This is a genomic window from Pseudothermotoga hypogea DSM 11164 = NBRC 106472 (assembly GCF_000816145.1).
Lineage (GTDB): Bacteria > Thermotogota > Thermotogae > Thermotogales > DSM-5069 > Pseudothermotoga_A > Pseudothermotoga_A hypogea.
Map to the genome: position 1 here is coordinate 1,661,799 of NZ_CP007141.1, position 17,316 is coordinate 1,679,114.

General features: G+C 50.1%; 16 protein-coding genes. 9 read left to right on the forward strand and 7 right to left on the reverse strand.

The features are described 5' to 3' along the window. Positions 1-16: 16 nt before the first annotated feature. The 9 genes from AJ81_RS08135 to gndA are packed head-to-tail and all read left to right on the forward strand — an operon-like array spanning position 17 to position 9,747. Positions 17-1,690 (forward strand): ABC transporter permease, encoded by a 1,674-nt coding sequence (locus AJ81_RS08135; RefSeq protein WP_031505063.1) that lies wholly within the window; start codon positions 17-19, stop codon positions 1,688-1,690. After that, positions 1,687-2,781: an ABC transporter ATP-binding protein gene (locus AJ81_RS08140; RefSeq protein WP_031505064.1), complete on the forward strand. Its 1,095-nt coding sequence runs from the start codon at positions 1,687-1,689 to the stop codon at positions 2,779-2,781. The genes AJ81_RS08135 and AJ81_RS08140 overlap by 4 nt, the downstream gene beginning before the upstream one ends. Beyond that, positions 2,778-3,581 (forward strand): Cof-type HAD-IIB family hydrolase, encoded by an 804-nt coding sequence (locus tag AJ81_RS08145; protein WP_031505065.1) that lies wholly within the window; start codon positions 2,778-2,780, stop codon positions 3,579-3,581. Before AJ81_RS08140 ends, AJ81_RS08145 begins: the two co-directional genes overlap by 4 nt. Beyond that, complete coding sequence (iolO, locus tag AJ81_RS08150; protein WP_031505066.1) at positions 3,578-4,393, forward strand: 5-keto-L-gluconate epimerase; 816 nt, start codon at positions 3,578-3,580, stop codon at positions 4,391-4,393. The genes AJ81_RS08145 and iolO overlap by 4 nt, the downstream gene beginning before the upstream one ends. 36 nt (positions 4,394-4,429) lie before the next feature. After that, complete coding sequence (locus tag AJ81_RS08155) at positions 4,430-5,578, forward strand: extracellular solute-binding protein (RefSeq protein ID WP_031505067.1); 1,149 nt, start codon at positions 4,430-4,432, stop codon at positions 5,576-5,578. A 47-nt stretch (positions 5,579-5,625) separates the two neighbouring features. After that, positions 5,626-6,453 (forward strand): ABC transporter permease, encoded by an 828-nt coding sequence (locus tag AJ81_RS08160; protein ID WP_031505068.1) that lies wholly within the window; start codon positions 5,626-5,628, stop codon positions 6,451-6,453. After that, positions 6,450-7,259, forward strand: coding sequence for an ABC transporter permease (locus AJ81_RS08165; protein WP_031505069.1), 810 nt, complete (start codon positions 6,450-6,452; stop codon positions 7,257-7,259). The genes AJ81_RS08160 and AJ81_RS08165 overlap by 4 nt, the downstream gene beginning before the upstream one ends. A gap of 4 nt (positions 7,260-7,263) precedes the next feature. Next, positions 7,264-8,292 (forward strand): ABC transporter ATP-binding protein, encoded by a 1,029-nt coding sequence (locus AJ81_RS08170; protein ID WP_031505070.1) that lies wholly within the window; start codon positions 7,264-7,266, stop codon positions 8,290-8,292. A gap of 51 nt (positions 8,293-8,343) precedes the next feature. Then, entirely contained in the window at positions 8,344-9,747 is a 1,404-nt protein-coding gene (gndA, locus tag AJ81_RS08175; protein ID WP_031505071.1) for an NADP-dependent phosphogluconate dehydrogenase, read from the forward strand. Between the two features lie 43 nt (positions 9,748-9,790). On the opposite strand, the gene AJ81_RS08180 is transcribed toward gndA, so the two are convergent. From AJ81_RS08180 to AJ81_RS08210, 7 genes are all read right to left on the reverse strand, one after another. Further along, positions 9,791-11,338, reverse strand: coding sequence for a bifunctional UDP-sugar hydrolase/5'-nucleotidase (locus tag AJ81_RS08180; RefSeq protein WP_031505072.1), 1,548 nt, complete (start codon positions 11,336-11,338; stop codon positions 9,791-9,793). 65 nt (positions 11,339-11,403) lie between these two features. Beyond that, complete coding sequence (locus tag AJ81_RS08185) at positions 11,404-12,426, reverse strand: aminopeptidase (protein ID WP_031505073.1); 1,023 nt, start codon at positions 12,424-12,426, stop codon at positions 11,404-11,406. Continuing rightward, positions 12,423-13,517, reverse strand: coding sequence for a DUF917 domain-containing protein (locus AJ81_RS08190; protein WP_031505074.1), 1,095 nt, complete (start codon positions 13,515-13,517; stop codon positions 12,423-12,425). The genes AJ81_RS08185 and AJ81_RS08190 overlap by 4 nt, the downstream gene beginning before the upstream one ends. Continuing rightward, complete coding sequence (locus tag AJ81_RS08195) at positions 13,505-14,479, reverse strand: oligopeptide/dipeptide ABC transporter ATP-binding protein (protein WP_031505075.1); 975 nt, start codon at positions 14,477-14,479, stop codon at positions 13,505-13,507. The genes AJ81_RS08190 and AJ81_RS08195 overlap by 13 nt, the downstream gene beginning before the upstream one ends. Then, positions 14,472-15,431, reverse strand: a complete 960-nt coding sequence (locus AJ81_RS08200) for an ABC transporter ATP-binding protein (RefSeq protein ID WP_031505076.1) — start codon at positions 15,429-15,431, stop codon at positions 14,472-14,474. Before AJ81_RS08200 ends, AJ81_RS08195 begins: the two co-directional genes overlap by 8 nt. Further along, positions 15,428-16,288, reverse strand: a complete 861-nt coding sequence (locus AJ81_RS08205; protein WP_051368788.1) for an ABC transporter permease — start codon at positions 16,286-16,288, stop codon at positions 15,428-15,430. The genes AJ81_RS08200 and AJ81_RS08205 overlap by 4 nt, the downstream gene beginning before the upstream one ends. Positions 16,289-16,294: 6 nt before the next feature. Further along, a complete protein-coding gene (locus tag AJ81_RS08210; protein WP_031505078.1) occupies positions 16,295-17,314 on the reverse strand; it encodes an ABC transporter permease in 1,020 nt (339 codons plus the stop codon). Between the last annotated feature and the right edge of the window lie 2 nt (positions 17,315-17,316).

Sequence of the window (17,316 nt, forward strand, 5' to 3'; positions counted from 1 at the left end):
GAGGAGTGAAGGGAGAATGTTCACAAAGCAAATGAGAAGACTTTTGAACGAACCTGTTCTTCTCGCGATGATTGTTTTGGTATGGGTACTTTTGGCTCTGTTCGTGGTGTATCCGTTGTTAATGGTCGGTCTGAAGAGTTTCGAACCAAAGCCCGGTACGTTCGGTCTGGCGGTTTACAAGACCATATTCTCGAAGAGGTATTTTCTTGTTCCTATCTTCAACACTTTGAAACTCGGTGTAACGGTAGCCTGCTTTGGTGTTTTGATTGGCTACGTCTTTGCGTACTCTGTGGCAAAGGCGAACGTACCTGCAAAGAATTTTTTCAGAACCATCGCAACGTTCCCGATAGTCTCGCCACCTTTTGTGGTTGCCTTGGCAGCGATACTCTTGTTTGGTCGAAACGGACTGTTCACGAGAAAACTGTTCGGTGGGACTCCGCCGTTCGAAATATATGGCTTTTGGGGTTTGGTCATAGTCGAAACTCTGGCGTATTTTCCAACGGCTTTCTTGACCTTGGAGGGTACGCTGCTTTCCATAGGCTCAGACCTCGAGGAGGCCTCTCAGAGTCTTGGATGCAGCAAATGGAGAACCTTCTGGCGTGTGACCTTTCCACTGAGCTTACCAGGTGTTCTGTCGGCGTGGTTGCTGGTTTTTTCGCAGTCGATGGCTGACTTTGGAAACCCGCTCGTGCTCGGTGGTAGGTTCCATGTGCTGAGCGTTTCCGCATACTTAGAGATCACCGGCAGCTACAGGATTCCCCATGGTTCAGCGCTCGCCATCATACTGTTGATACCGACGTTGATCGCATTCTTCGTACAGCGCTACTGGCTCTCGAGAAAGTCCTTTGTGACCGTGACGGGTAAATCGTTCCTGTCGAGGGCAATGGAACTACCTAAGTGGGCCAAGGGGATATTGACCGTCGTTTGCCTGATCCTCACAGCTTCCATATGGTTGTTTTACGGAACGGTTCTGTTCGGCTCGTTCACCAAACTCTGGGGCGTGAACCATTCGTTGACGCTGGATAACTACAAATACGTTTTCAACTTCAGCTGGGAATACATGAAGGACACCCTATTTCTCGCGTCTATAGCCACTCCGATCTGTGGTGTGCTGGGAATAATGATTGCTTATCTGGTTTCAAGAAAAGACTTCTTCGGCCGAAGAATCATGGAAGCTCTGTCGTTGCTTCCCTTTGCCGTTCCGGGTACGGTGGTGGGCATAGGTTATCTTCTGGCTTTCAACCAGGAACCTCTGATTCTGACGGGAACCGCCCTGATCATAATCTTGGTTTTCGTCTTCAGGGAACTCCCCGTGGGAGTTCAGAACGGTGTGGCGGCGCTGTATCAGATCGACAAGTCCATAGAGGAAGCCTCGATGGATTTGGGGAGCAACAGTTATCAGACGTTTTGGAAAGTTACGCTCCCACTTTTGATGCCTGCATTCTTCACCGCTCTGTTCAACGCTTTCGTTCGAAGTATGACGGCTATCAGCGCGGTGATTTTCGTTGTGTCGGCAAAGTGGAATTTGATCACGGTGCGCATCCTTGGGGCCGTGAGCAACGGAGATTTGGCGCAGGCTGCTGCACTGAGTTGTACACTGATCGGTATCATCGTCGTCGCCATGTTCCTGATGAGGTTCGCTACGATCAATCTTTCTTACCAGATGAAGCTCAGGAGGGTTGAAAGGTGAGCAACTACTATGTCGAAGTAAGGAATCTGGTGAAACTGTTCAAAGATCCGGCCACCCGCTCCACTGTGAGGGCTGTCGATGGGGTCAGCTTTGGCGTAGAAAAAGGAAAGCTGGTCACCCTCTTGGGACCTTCAGGATGTGGAAAGACCACGACTTTGAGATTGATAGGTGGATTTGAAATACCTACCTCTGGCGAGATACTCATTGACAACGTTGTCGTCAACGACCTTCCGCCCAACCGTCGTCCCACTGCGATGGTCTTTCAGAGTTATGCGTTGTTTCCGCATCTGAACGTGTTCGAGAACGTGGCTTATGGATTGAAGGCGCGAAAGATGCCGCGAGAGGTCATACGTGAAAAGGTGATGAACGTGCTTGCCATAGTGGGGCTCGTGGGTCTTGAGATGAGGTACCCCAGTCAGCTTTCCGGAGGTCAACAGCAGAGGGTTGCGCTGGCGCGTGCGCTGGTCGTCGAGCCAAAGGTGCTTCTCTTAGATGAGCCTTTGTCGAACCTGGATGCGAAGCTCCGTGAGCAGATGAGGGTGGAACTCAGAAAGATCCAGATGAACCTCGGGATCACGAGCATCTACGTCACGCACGATCAGCTTGAGGCAATGACGCTTTCTGATTACGTCATTGTGATGAAGGATGGAAAGATCGTTCAGACAGATACTCCCGAGATGCTCTACAGATTCCCTGCGAACGTGTTCGTGGCCGGTTTCATCGGCCGTGCGAGTTTCGTTGAGGGAAGGCTGATCGAACAGAAGGAAAATGAATGTCTCGTTGAACTGAGAAACGGCAAGAAAATCAATGTGGAAACCAGACCAGGTGTTGCTTTTGCACCAGGAGAGGAAGTTTTGCTGGTTCTCAGACCCGAAGGTGGCAGGTTTGTTGCGAGCAAAGAAGGATTGCTGAGTGGAGAAGTGATCACAAGGGTTTATACGGGTTCCACGTTTTATTTCGAGATCAAGACAGATCTCGGACAGGTCAGTGTAGAGATGCACAGTCACGATGTGCGAGCAGTTCCTCAAGTTGGTGAGATCGTGGGTGTGGATTTTGAAAGATTCTCTGTGGCGCTGGTGAAGAGAGAATGAAACTGCTCGTTTTCGATCTGGATGGAACGCTTTTGGAAAGAGACGGAACGCTCGACGTGAGAACAGCCGAACTGCTCAAACGGCTTGAAAGCGTTGGCATTCGCAGTACAATCGCCACAGGCCGCTCGTTGAAGAGCGCCATGAATTTCGTCGAATCCCTCTCGATCACGGTGCCAGTAATACTGTTCAATGGTGCGCGCATCTTTGATCCGACGAATAAGAATTATCTGTATTCGAAGCTCTTGCCGGGCCACGTGGTCGAGAAAGTTGTTTCGCAATGCAGGAATTTCAACGTTGCTATCTTCTTTTTCATCGACGAAGATGTTTATGCGATGAACGTTTCTCTGCATGCAACCAACTACATCTTTCGAGATGGGCTCAGCTACCATCCGATCGATGATCTCTCACAGTTGCACACTGCGAGGGTCACGAAACTGGTCTTCACAGGTCCGAGTTCTGAACTGAACAGACTGGAGCTACTTTTCAAGTTCGATCACAGTCTGGAAATGAACGCGACGAGATCAGAAGAAGATCTTCTCGAAGTTCTCCCCGCCGGCGTGGGCAAAGCAGAAGCAGTGAAATGGCTTTGCACGTTCTTGCGGATCGACTTGAAAGAAGTCGTCGCCTTTGGCAACGGTGAGAACGACTCACAGATGTTAAGAACTGCAGGGCTCGGCGTGAGTTTTGCTTTTGCTCCGGAAACTGTGAAGAAGTGTGCAAAGGTGCTTCTGCATAACTGTGGATACCTTGGCCTGAAAGAGTTCGTCGAAAAATGTGCCGAGAAGGTGGTGTTCTCATGAGACTTTCACTCGTTGTGAGCACTTCGGATGCGGCTTTTGATGCACTCGCTTTCAAGGGAGATCTGATGAAGGGTGTGAAGATGGCGAAGCAGATCGGCTACGATGCGGTTGAGATCGCCATAAGGGATCCGAGCACCGTGGATGTGGAAGAACTGAAGGAACTGCTTTATGAACTTCGCATGCCTGTTGCTGCAATCGGTACTGGACAGGCGTATCTTGCGGATGGTTTGAGCATCACGGCGCAGGACGTTTCGGTTCGAAACCGTGCGATGGAGAGGCTGAAGAGTCACATCGATTTCGCTTCGATCTTTAATGCGAAAGTGATCATCGGGCTCGTACGTGGAAAGAGAGATAAGCGAGCTCTGGATGAGGTACTCGAACTGTTCGTCGAAAGCCTGAAGGAACTCGCCGATTATGCAGAAAAGAAGGGTGTCGAGCTGGTGATCGAACCTTTGAACAGGTACGAGACGGATTTTCTCAACACACTCGAGGAAGTGAAGTCTGTGCTCGAGTCACTGAATAGAAAGAACGCCGGAATCTTAGCAGACACTTTCCACATGAATATAGAAGAAGTCAGCATCGAAGAGAGCATAACAAAGTGTGGAAAATGGATCAAACACTTCCATGTCGCAGACAGCAACAGGTGGGCACCGGGCGCGGGACATTTGAATTTCGCATCGATACTGAAAGCGTTGCACGACACTGGTTACGATGGCTTTGTTTCGGTGGAATGTTTACCACTACCGGGAGGATCAGAAGCCTCGGCAAGGTTGGCTTTCAAGACTTTGCAAAGCATTTTGAAGGAATTTTGAATTTTTGCTGGTTGAATTCCAAGGGGAGGTGAGTCTATGAGAAGGTTGTGCGGCGCAGTGCTGTTGATCGTGGCCACAGTGCTGCTTGCCCAGCTAAACATTCCGATCAAAGTCACACTCACGATGATGGTCGCAGGAGATCAAAACATGGTCGATTTCTTCCAGTACGAGATCGCTCCGGAGTTCGAGAAGCTGTACCCGAACGTCAAGGTCAAGGTCGTTGGTACCGGACCGGGTGATGCGGGCTCTCAACAGATCATTCAGCAACTCCAGCTTGAAAAGGACTCCGGAAAGGACAAATGGGCCATCGATTTGGTCGTGATTCACGAAGCTGGAACGATCTGGGGAATCGAACGCGGTCTCATAAGGCCGTACACGGACTTTTTGACGACCAGAAGACTTGTCACGATGAAAACGGCTGAGGTTGCGCTCGGTGTGAACGTCGACGGTTATGTCATGCCAATGTTCCACAGTCAGACGGCCATAGCGTACAACCCGAGATTCGTTAAGGATCCTCCGAAAAGTTACGCAGAGCTCGTCGAGTGGGTGAAGAAGAACCCGAAGAAGTTCGGTTACAACGGTATCAAGGGCGGTATGTCTGGCGTGTCGTTCGTCTTTGGATGGGTTTACTGGAAGTCTAAGAATCCCGATGTACTCATGAACGGACCATTCGATGAGAAGTACATGGAAGACTGGCCACAGATTTACGCCGAGCTCAAGGAATTCAACAAGTACGTCACGCTGACTGCAGGGAACGCCGGTACACTCGACGCCCTGAACAGAGGAGAAATCTGGATGGGTCCAGTGTGGGTCGACATGTTCTACACCTGGATAAGGGAAGGAAGGATGGATCCAAACATCAGGTTGATCCTGCCAGAACCAGGTATGCCGGGCCAGCCGATGTATTTCGCAATACCTACAAAGGCGGCCAACGCTGACTACGCGCTGAAGTTGATAGAATTCGTTACGTCTCCGGCCGTGCATGCAAAGTACATCGTCGACAAGTTCAACTGGTACCCAGCGATCGGTGTAGAATACGTGACACCCCATCTCGGTAAGGAAGTTTTCGAAAGGCTCTACAGGGATATCAAAGAAGCAGACCTACTCAAGTTTGGAAAGCGAATGCCGATAGCCGATTACAGAACGAGGATGCTTGAAGCTTACGAACGATGGGTTGAGAAATGAGCCAAGGCGAGGCTTCGTGCCTCGCCTTCTTCACGGAGGTTGAGCCCATGAAACGGCGAAGGGAACTTTTCGTCGGCTTTCTGCTCATTTTGCCCGCACTCATCGTCTTGGGAGCACTCTACGTTTATCCTCTGATCTTATCTGTCTACACGAGTTTCACAGTTGAGGGAAAGTACGGTCTGGCAAACTATGCAAAGGCTTTCGATATCTATTGGCGTGACATCATCTACAGTGTACTGATAAGTTTCATCACAACTGTGGTGACACTGATCGTGAGCGTTGTCGTGTCGGGTTATCTTCGCTTCAAGAGCTGGAAATTTCTTGAACTGATGTACAAACTTCCTCTCTTCATACCTTTTCTGATCGTGGGACATGCGATGAGGGTGTTCCTCGCACCCCATGGGACGTTGAACAATTTGTTGACGAGGATCCTGAGGATTGAGGAACTACCAGGGCTCTCCAGAAGTTGGATCGGATTGGTTTGGGCTTTTGTCTGGATCATGACCCCGTACGCCACGCTCATCGTACTTGGCGCCTTCAGAAGCTTGGACAGTGCATACATCGAAGCGGCACAGAACGTTGGTGCTTCGAAGTGGAAGATCGTGGTCGATATTTTGATTCCCATGTGCCGACCTTCGATCATGGTGGCGTTCATCCTCACTTTCGTCAGAACCATAAGCAGTTTGACCATACCTATAATGGTTGGACCAGCGAGTCCGAACATGATCACTGTGAACATGATGTTCAGGGTGAACTATTTCAATGACTGGGGCACTGCAAACGCTCTGGGCGTGATCTCGTATTTGATCGTCATGGTGTTTGCCATCTACTATCTTAGGTTCATGGCTGCCGAGCGAGGGGGTATCAAGGCGTGAGAAGGTTCTCAATTTTGAAGCTCACACTGAAAGTTGTCCTGGTTTTTATCATACTCTTGTTCGTCGTAGGCCCTTTCGTCGGAATTGCTATCTGGAGCTTTGCAAGGGTCTGGTATTGGCCAAGCCCCATTCCTCAGGAATTCACGTTGCGCTACTGGTCTGAAGTGTTCAGGCAGGGTAGAGTGCTCGACTCGCTTGTACTCAGCTTGAAGATCGCGTTGCTCACTGTGGGATTCTCGATAGCGATCGCTATTCCCGCCGCTTACGCGTTCGCGAGGTACGGATTGCCCGCAGAACGCATCTTGTTGTTTCTTTTTCTTATGCCTCAGGCTTTTCCACAACTTCCAGTTTTCATCAACCTCGCTCGAATTTTCGGAAAGATGGGTTTGAGAGGCAACATGTGGGGTATCGTCATGGCCCACACGATGGCCTCGCTGGTTTTCTCTCTGTGGATAATAACGGCGACGTTCAAATCTATACCACTCGAACTGGAACAGGCCGCACAAAATCTCGGCGCGAGCAGATGGCGGGTGTTCTGGACGATCACGTTTCCCCTGGGCATTCCAGGTGTCATAGCTGGTGCGATACATGTCTTTCTTTGGTCGATGGGTGAATTCAACGCGGCGTTCTTCATAGGAGCTCCTTTCATACAGACGGCCCCCGTACTCATGTACACAGCGAGTGCCGGTTACAACATGCAGATCGCAAGCGTAATCGCAATCGTGCTCATGATACCGTCCCTCCTGTTCATGTTCGTCATTGAGAGGTTCTTAAAAGCCGAATACATAGCAGGAATTGGGGGATGAAATCATGGTAGTGTTGAGAACCGAGGGTTTGAAGAAGTACTACGGCGATGTGAAAGCCTTGGACGACGTCTCGGTGGAGATCAATGAAGGGGAACTGCTCGCGGTGATCGGACCGAGCGGTTCTGGAAAGACTACGTTATTGAGATCCGTCGCAGGTTTTGTACAGCTGGATGGTGGGAAGATCTACATAAGAGGGCGCGATGTGACCGATCTGCCCCCGGAACGACGAAACGTTGCCATGTTTTTCCAGAACTACGCTTTGTGGCCACACATGACTGTTTTCGAAAACGTTGCTTATGGTTTGAAGGTGAGAAAGCTGAGCAAAGAGAAGATCAGAGAAAAAGTTGAATGGGTCCTGAACTTTCTCGATATAGGACATCTGGCGAACAGAAAGCCGAGTCAACTGTCTGGCGGACAACAACAGAGAGTGGCACTCGCCAGGGCGATCGTCGTTGAGCCTGACTTACTCTTGCTGGACGAACCTCTGTCGAATCTCGATGCAAAGATAAGGATGCGGATCCGTTTCGAATTGAGAGCCATGTTGAAAAAACTCAACATTGCCACGCTTTACGTGACACACGATCAGGAAGAGGCATTGAGTATAGCTGACAGAATAGCCGTGATGAGCAACGGCAAGATACTCCAGGTGGGCGAACCTCGTGAGATATATCGAAGGCCGGCGAACCTTTTCGTGGCCGATTTTGTTGGCGTGAACTGCGTTGTTCGTGCCAGACCTGAAGCAGTCAGAAAACTGGGTATAGCTGTCTTTGAAGGTGCAGAAGAACTCAGCTTGGTCATAAGGGCGGAGGAAGCCGTTCTGAGTCGTTATAACGCTTCGATCGAGAAGGCGCCTGGTGATATACTGTTGAACGGACTTATAGTTGGCAAGCTCTATCTTGGTGCGAAGACGCGTTACGAAGTGAAACTGCAGGAGCTGGAAGACAACATTTTCATAAACAGTGAGGAGGACTTTCAGTTGAACGAACCAGTGCAAGTCCTTGTGAAAGAAGGCAGTTACTTCCTCTACGCTTGAGCCGTTGATGTATCATTGTATTTGGAGAAAAGATCGGGGAGGTCGAACGCGGTGAAAGCTGATGTCGGGCTTGTCGGTCTTGCAGTAATGGGGCAGAACTTGGTTCTGAACATTGCACGGAAAGGTTACACGGTGGCGGTCTACAATCGAACCGCCGAGAGGACGAAGAGATTTATCGAAGAGAGGGTCAAGTCTGAGAAGATAGTACCCGCTTACAGCATTGAGGATTTCGTGAACAGTCTGTCAAAACCGAGGAAGATAATACTCATGGTCAAAGCAGGAAAACCTGTTGACGATATGATCGGTGAACTCCTACCATACCTTGAAAAAGGAGATCTCATAATAGACGGAGGAAATTCACACTATGCAGACACAGACAGAAGGCTGAAAGAACTCGCTAAAGAAGGCATCCTCTACTTGGGCATGGGTGTTTCGGGAGGAGAGTACGGTGCTTTGCATGGTCCATCGTTGATGCCGGGAGGAACGAGGGACGCCTACGCCTTGGTCGAAAGGATTTTGATGGACATAGCTGCCAGGACGGAGGATGGACCCTGTTGTACCTACGTTGGCGATGGTTCAGCGGGACATTTCGTAAAGATGGTGCACAACGGTATTGAGTACAGCATCATGCAGAGCATCGCAGAAATCTACGATCTCATGAGGAAAGGATTGAACCTTTCCACTGAGCAGATCGGTTCCATCTTTGAGGATTGGAACAACGGTGAATTGTCATCGTTCTTGATGGAGATATCTTCCAAGATCATGCGATGGAATGATGAGGAAACAGGAAAGCCACTCGTTGAGCTCATACTCGACAAAGCTGAGCAGAAGGGCACGGGTAAGTGGTCCACTCAGGCTGCGCTCGATCTTGGAGTTCCTACGTTCTCTATGGCCGCCTCAGTCTTCGCGCGCGTCGTATCGTATTACAAAGAGGAAAGACAAAGATTGTCGAAGTTGTACCACAAGCATTTGACCCTGTCCGAGAGTGTCACTATAGAAGAATTGGAAAAAGCGCTCTCGCTGGCATACTTTCTTTCGTACTCGCAGGGCATCTGGTTGATCCATGAGGCGTCCAAAACGTTCAATTACGGCATCGATCTACTCGAGGTCTTGCGCATCTGGAAAGGTGGATGCATCATCAGGTCGAAAATGCTTGATTTTTTGATAGAGTTGTTGAAAGACTCGCAAGACAATTTGACCTTCTTGAACGACGAGAAAGCTCAAAAATTCGTCGAGGAAAGACTCGATTCTGCCGTCAAGGTGAGTAACTTCGCGCGATCACTCGCGATACCTTCACCTGCAATCAATGGTTGTCTGGACTATCTTTTCAGTCTCACAACAGACAGTTTGCCTGCGAACCTCATACAAGCTCAGAGGGACTTCTTCGGTGCTCACACCTTCGAAAGGATCGATAAGCCCGGAACGTTTCATGTGGAGTGGCAACCACTCGATTGAGAGTTCCGTGAAATAGAAGAGGGGCCCGAAGGCCCCTCTTTAGTTATTCTCTCACGTACCTGAGTGATGCGTCGTAGTCTTTTATTTCTCCCTTCAGCACAGCTTGTATGAATTCAACCAGGACGCTATCGAGCCTGAAGCCTGTGTCGTAACCTGCGGGATCTTTGAGCATCGTGTAACCATCTCCACCACCTGCGAGGTAGTTGTTCGTCACGACGACGTACACTCTGTTGGGATCTATCGGTTCACCCTTCACCTTTGCCTCGACGACTTTGCCATCGACGCTCCTCCAGGTCAGTCCACCGACTTGCAGGAACGCTCCTTGACCTTCCTTGACGGTCGCAGCGTATTCAAGAACTTTCATCAGCTGTTCTCCTGTCATTTTCAACACGTACAGCGTGTTTCCGAAAGGCAGAACCGTCAGAACGTCTCTCACGGTGATGTCACCAGGTTTTATGGAAGCTCTTATTCCTCCACCGTTCATGAGCGCAACATCAGCGTTGACTTTCCACAGCATCGCATCACAGATCATGTTCGCCAGATTCGTGCTCTTAGAACGCACGTTCGCCCTCTCACCGTCGAGCAAGATGTGTGTCTTGCCTATCACCGTGTTCAGCTGTTCGTCACCGAGTTGTTTGAAATAGTCGAGCACAGTCTTGACGTAGAAATGTTCCTCGTAGGGTTTGTCGACGAACTCGTAGATGTCTTTACCTTGCGCATCCTTACCCTTGTGGATCTTTAAGTTGACCGGGATCGGTCTCCAAGTGTGGGAGACGATCTTTCCGTTCTCTATCTCCAAATCGAGCCTTCCGACGTACTTACCCCATTCCCAGGCTTGCACTACGATGACTCCGTTCACCGCCTGCGCCTCTTCGAATTTCGTGTGGCTGTGACCATCGACGATGACGTGTATACCATCGACCAACTGAGCGAGTTGTTTGCTCGTCGTTTTTCCTTCGCCTTCCGGTCCCCATCCCAGATGTGCCAGGACCACAACGATGTCTACCTTGTCTTTGAGCTCTTCGACGAGCTTCTTGGTCGTCTCCACGCAGTTTGCAAAGGTGGCACCTCTCAGATGCAATGGTTCTAAGATCGCAGTTTCTTCCGTCGTGAGACCAATGATCGCGACCTTGAGATCGCCGAAGTCTTTGATGACGTAAGGCTGTGGTTTGACGATCCCTTCCGGATCGTGGAAGTTAGCACTGAGCATAGGAAACTTGGCAAGCTTCATTTGCTTTGCGAGCACTTCTTTGGGTTTGTCGAATTCGTGGTTACCCAAGACCATGGCATCGAGCCTCATCATGTTGAAGGCAACGATGTCCGGTGCTGCATCGAGCATGTCCGACTCTGGAACGCCCGTGTTCATGTCACCTGCGTGCAAGAACAACACGTGACCGTTCAAAGCTTCAACCTCTTTCCTCACCTCTTCAACGATCGTTGCTATCGCAGCGAAGCCACCAATGTTGGGGTTGTTCGTCTCACTCCAGGCCCACGCGTGGCCGTGCGTGTCGTTGATGTGCAGGATCGTAAGCCTCGCTGCGAACAATATCATCGTGGCGATGAGCAGAAGTACTGTTAGAAACCTTTTCATCGCTGAATCCCCCCTTCTGAAAAAGATTTTACCGCATATCTGGCATAAACATTAACTTTATGTAATCAGTCTTCCAGCAACCTGCGTAGCTCCTCGTCCACCAAGTTACCATCGACGAAAATTGCTCTATCGTCCACCAAGACCGTCGAGTTCAAACACACACCGTCGCAGTGAGATGGCGCCTGGTCTGTGTAGACTTTGTCCGGGATGAGATCTTCGCTGATGTAACCTATACCCCATTCGCTGCAGCCCCAGACGCGTTCGTCTTCGAGGACGTTTCCACTGAGCCTGGCCCCCGGATTGAGACCGAGCGAAATGTGTGCGAGTCTGAACATACCTTCATGCTTGAAAAACTTCAACCACGATTTGAACTGTCGCGCCTGACTCCCACCGACTATCTCAACGATTCTTCCTTCCTTAACAACGAGCGTGACAGGTTCTTTCAACACTCCAAGTGGAGGAACGATGGAGCCGTCGAACACGATCTTACCGTTGATCGATTCTTCGATGGGAGTCCAGCTCATCTGGCCAGGTAGCATGTGAATGCCGGGTTTGCTTGCATCACCGTAATCGCATACTATGGGTCGCTGTGGGTGGTTACTGAATCTCACGTCGGTACCCGAGGGGTTCGTTATCCTGACTTCTCTTGCATTCTTCAAGATCTGAGCGAACCTCTTCATGAAGCTCGTCAATTTCTCGAGATCTATGTCCAACGTGCGAACGAACATATCTTCATCCATGCCGACCAAGCACATGTATCTGAGGCTTTTGTTCTTTATCGCCGCCTCAAATGCCGAGGAATACAACAACCATTGCTGGTTGAATTCGATCCATACATCGACGTTTTGGAGCGCAGCGCTCAGGGCCTTCAGAGGAAGATCGGGATCCGCAGCCTTGCCGACTCCTCTCGGGGCCGGAACGCACAGTAGGAGTGGCTTCGCACCAACGCGAACAATCTCGCTGGCCACAGTTTCTACAACTGCAAGATGTGAAAGTGTGTCGTAGGTGATCGCGACTTCTTCATTGGGTTTGACCTTGAAAATGTCACAGACTAATTTCATCGCAACTTTGGAGAGATCGAACCTCATTTTGTGTTCCTCCCATTCAAGAGTACCTCGTCGAAATCGAACCCAAAGTGTCTCGGTCCAAAGATTTCGATCGCCTTTGGACTCCTCCAAAGTTCGTTCGCAGCAACACCGAGGACCACGACGCGTTCATTTTCTTTCAGATGTGGGTTCAGCACGGGCGTTCCATCCTTGGCTCTGAGAACGATGATCAGGTCTGGGCAAGTCAGGCACACCTCCTCATCGATCCAAGCTACGAGGTTTTCGTTCTTGAACCAGATTCTGAATTTCCTACCTTTGAACGGTCCAACTCCAGCAAAGTGCATCTCACCGTAGGTGAAACCATCCCTGTCCTCCCACATGGCATCAGACTCAGCGACCCCTTCGAACAAAATCGTCGCATTCAGAACATCCACGATCGCTTCCACTGGATTTTTTCCTTCGACGAGTGCATCTTCTCTGGCCTTTCCAACCTTCCACGCGAGGCTCACCGTACCCTTCACAAGGCTCTTTTTCAGCACGAAGCCTTTCAGTGGGTGCGAGGTGACACCGACCTTTCCTTCACTCGCAACCGCCACAGCACGCGTGATCTGCTCGGCTTGCTCGTCGCTACTGACCTCTTCGACTATCATTTTGTCACCGAAATGGTTGCAGACTGTGAATGGGGTCATAGGGACATTCAGCAAGTAGAAACTTGTGTGTTGAACTTCCGGAACAGCTCTTCCGACGGGATCTCCATCCAGAACGACTACGCCTGTCTGCGCTGCAACTTCGAACGCGACAGCCGTGTTCCCACCACCAAGTTCGGTCGGAAAGACTGCGCTGAACTTCTTTCCCACGTAACGTTCGAGGAGTTTGAAGGATTCGTATACAGGTGATTCGATCCTTCTTTCAAGATTTTTCGTTTTCGTCGTTGGTGAAACAGACCCAACGAAGTACGGGCAGGCCGCCAGTTCATCGTCAGCGAACTCATCAACATCCATGAGTACAACCTTTTCCTTCACAGTCCTTCTGACCGTTTCCAAACCCTTCTGCAAATCTCCTCCTCCGCCTGTTCCGAGAACTGCACAGCCAAAAAGGATCTGCTCGATGTCCCTCAAACTCAGCTCGACCATTTTCCTACCTCCTCCCATTTGATGCACGACACTGATCTATCTCTTGATGCTTCGAGTGGCTTCATGTCGTAAATCTCACACTCTTTTGTAGAAAACGGGCACCTACTTTTGAATCTGCATCCGGCGTTCATTGTCGCTCCTACCTCGTCAACGATCGCTGGTTTCTTCATTTCAACATTTGGATCTGGATAAAAAATGGACTCGATAAGAAGTTTCGTGTAAGGATGCAAAGGTTGATCTATGACCTTTTCTGTGGGACCGACTTCTACAATCTTTCCAAGATACATCACGAAGACCCTTTCTGCGACGTTCCTCACCACTCCCAGATCGTGGCTCACGAAGATGTAAGTCAAATGGAAAGTTTGGCGTAACTCGTTGAGTAGTTTCAAAACCTGCGCCTGAACTGACACGTCCAACGAAGAGGTGGGTTCGTCCAAGAGAAGGACCTTTGGTCTCACGGAGAGCGCTCTCGCTATCGCTACCCTCTGGCATTGGCCACCGCTTAGCTCGCCAGGATATCTGTCTGAAAGCTTAGGATCGAGTCCCACCTTTCGTAGTAAGTCGTTCACAAGATCAACGAGTTCAGACTTGATAACCCTTCGCTGGGCGAGGACAGGCTCCACGATGATGTCGAAAACTTTGAGCCTTGGGTTCAAAGACGTTGTGGGATCCTGAAAGACCATCTGGGCCTTCTTTGCGACCTTTTCTTTGTATTCATTTCCCTTGAGCCCTACAACAGGCTCGCCATCCAAGAACACTTGTCCACTCGTGGGCTTGACCAAACCGTTGATGCAGCGGACCAGTGTGCTCTTTCCGCTACCCGACTCTCCAACGATTGCAATGCTTTCACCTTCTTTGACGAAGAAGCTCACGTCATCGACCGCTTTGACGAGATATTTCTTTCCCCACAGTCCCTTACCCCTGAGGACGAAATACTTTTTGAGGTTCTTGACCTCAACCACGGTGTTCCCTCCAAAGATGGCAAGCGACGAAATGGCTTGGCCGTACCTCTGCCAGTTCAGGTGTTAAGATGCCACAATCGTTCTGGACTCGCCGGCATCTTTCTCTGAAGATACAACCGCTTGGGGGCTCAGTGAGAGACGGTAGAGAACCAGGGATCGGTTCTGGCAATTTCTTCTTACGTGGATCAAGCGCGCAGTTCAGGAGTCCGGACGTGTAAGGATGTAGCGGGTTTGAAAATAACTCTTTCTTTGGTGCCATCTCCACGATGTTTCCTGCGTACATGACCACAACCCTGTCGGCGAGTTGTGCGACAATACCAAGATCGTGTGTGATGAAGAGTACCGAGAATTTCTTTGTCCTTTGCAACTCCCAGATTAAATAGAGTATTTGCCTTTGCACGGTCACATCCAGGGCCGTCGTAGGTTCATCAGCAATGAACAAACTTGGCTCGCAAGCAAGGGCCATGGCGATCATAACACGTTGTCTCATACCCCCGGAAAGTTCGTGTGGGTAGGCTCGTCGGACTCTATCAACATCGAACAGCTGAACCTGTCTGAGAAGCCCATCTACTTTTTCTCTCGCTTTGTTTACAGAGATGTCCCACCTACTCATCAGTACGTCCACAAGCTGTCGCTCAACAGTGTAGAGCGGGTTCAACGAGGAAGTAGGGTCTTGAAAAACGATTGCAACTTCTTTGCCACGTATTCTCTTGACGTTTTCGTGGTTCACCTCAATCCCTTTGAAAAAGATCTTACCGGTCTGCGAGGCGTTCTCTGGAAGAAGGCCTATGATCGAAAGTGCAGTCACAGTCTTGCCACAACCTGTCTCTCCAACCAACGCCACGATTTCGCCGCTGTTAATTGTAAAGGACAGATTTCTCAGCGCTCTCACATCACCGTGCAGAGTCTTGAAAGTCAAGGAATAGTTCTCGAATTTCACAAGTTCACTCAAATCAACATTCTCCTCCTCAGTCTTGGATCTATAAGTTCTCTGAAAACGTCGCCAAGCAAATTGAAAGACATGACCAAAAGTAGCATGAACAAACCAGGGAACGTTGGTACCCACCAATAATTCAAAAAGTAAGCCTTACCTTCGCTTATCATCAAACCCCAGTCGGGCATTGGAGGCTGAACTCCCAAGCCAAGAAAAGACAAAGCTGCGGCCTCCAAGATGGCGCTGCCCATATCCATCGTACATTGAACGGCGAGCGGCGCGACGCAACCTGGAAGAATGTGTTTGAACATGATGACGAAGTGTGAAACACCCGCTGCTCTCGCTGCCTCAACGTACGCAAGTGACTTCATCGACAAGGCTTGGGATCGTACCAACCGTGCGTACCATGGCCACCAGGTTATCACGAGCGCCAGAATGGCATTGAACAACCCCTTACCGAGGGTCGACGCGATCAAGAGTGCGAGCAAGAGCGGGGGGAAAGACAAAAAGACATCTGTGAAACGCATCAGAACGTTGTCTAAGAATCCTCCGGAGTAACCTGCTACGATACCGATCGGAACACCTATCAGAGCAGAGAGGAAGACAACTGAGATCGCTGTAAAGAGCGAAGTTCTCGCACCGTAAATCATGCGACTGAGGATGTCGCGACCCATGTGATCGGTGCCAAAGGGGTGTCTCAAGCTCGGGGGTAACAAGCGTTCCGCCACGTTCGGCTCACCCAGAGCTTGTTCCCTGTAAGGTACTATCCATGGAGCAATCAACGCAAGCAAGACAAAGATCGAGACTATCGTGAGGCTGAATTTCGCGAGTCGGTTCTTGAGAGCGAGTCTAACCAGTTTTGCAGTCAGAAGGATTCCCCCTCAAAACCTTATCCTCGGATCTATCTTCGCTTGAATCAGGTCAACCGCGAAATTGATGAGCACGTAACACACCGACGCCACTATCGTTACCCCCACGATTGCTGGATAGTCCATGCTCAGTATCGCGTTTGCGGCGTACCTACCTAATCCCGGCCAGTTGAAGATCAATTCGACAAGGAACGCCCCCACGAGTGTGTAGGCGAAAGAAAGAGCAACCGTCACCATCGCGGGCGCTATGGCGTTTTTGAGGGCGTAGCCGTAGTAAATTTTCCGCTCGGGAATAGCGTACGCAAAGGCCGTTCTGATGTAGTTCTCCTGCAGTACTTCAACCATCATGGAACGCACCTGTCGGGTGATCAAACCTATGGGATATGCGGCGAGTGTTATGGCTGGAAGTATCAAATGTTTTATCACATCGAAAAAGGCAACGTAGTTTCGCGCGAGTAGGGTATCGATAAGATAAAAACCTGTCTTTTCCTCGAACGGGTAAACGAGAGAAACAAACGTATCTATCCTGTCTGACAGGGGTAGCAAACCGAGCCATTTGAAGAACAGAAGCTGCAGGATCATACCGTACCAGAAGCTCGGCAGTGATACACCGGCGACCGCAAAGATCCTGCTTAGGTTGTCAAACCATCTGTTTCTCCTTACCGCGGCGAGAACTCCGAGCGGAATACCCAACCCTATTGCGATACATTCTGCAACCAACAAAAGTTCGAACGTCGCCGTCAAGGCTTTCCTTATGTCCTCGATCACAGGCCTGTGCGTTCTTATCGATGTACCCAGATCGAATCGAAGCAGGTCCTTCAGGAAGTAACCAAACCTCACGAGTATCGGTCTGTCGAGCTTCAATTTCTCTCTCGCCGCTTGAATAGCACTGTGGGTGGCTTTGGGACCCACCCACAGCGCAGCTGGATCAGAGGGTACAACGTTCGAAACCAAAAAGACCACGAACACGACTCCAAGGACGACGAAAATCGACCAGAACAGTCTTGAAACGGTGTACCTCAGAAAATTCACGC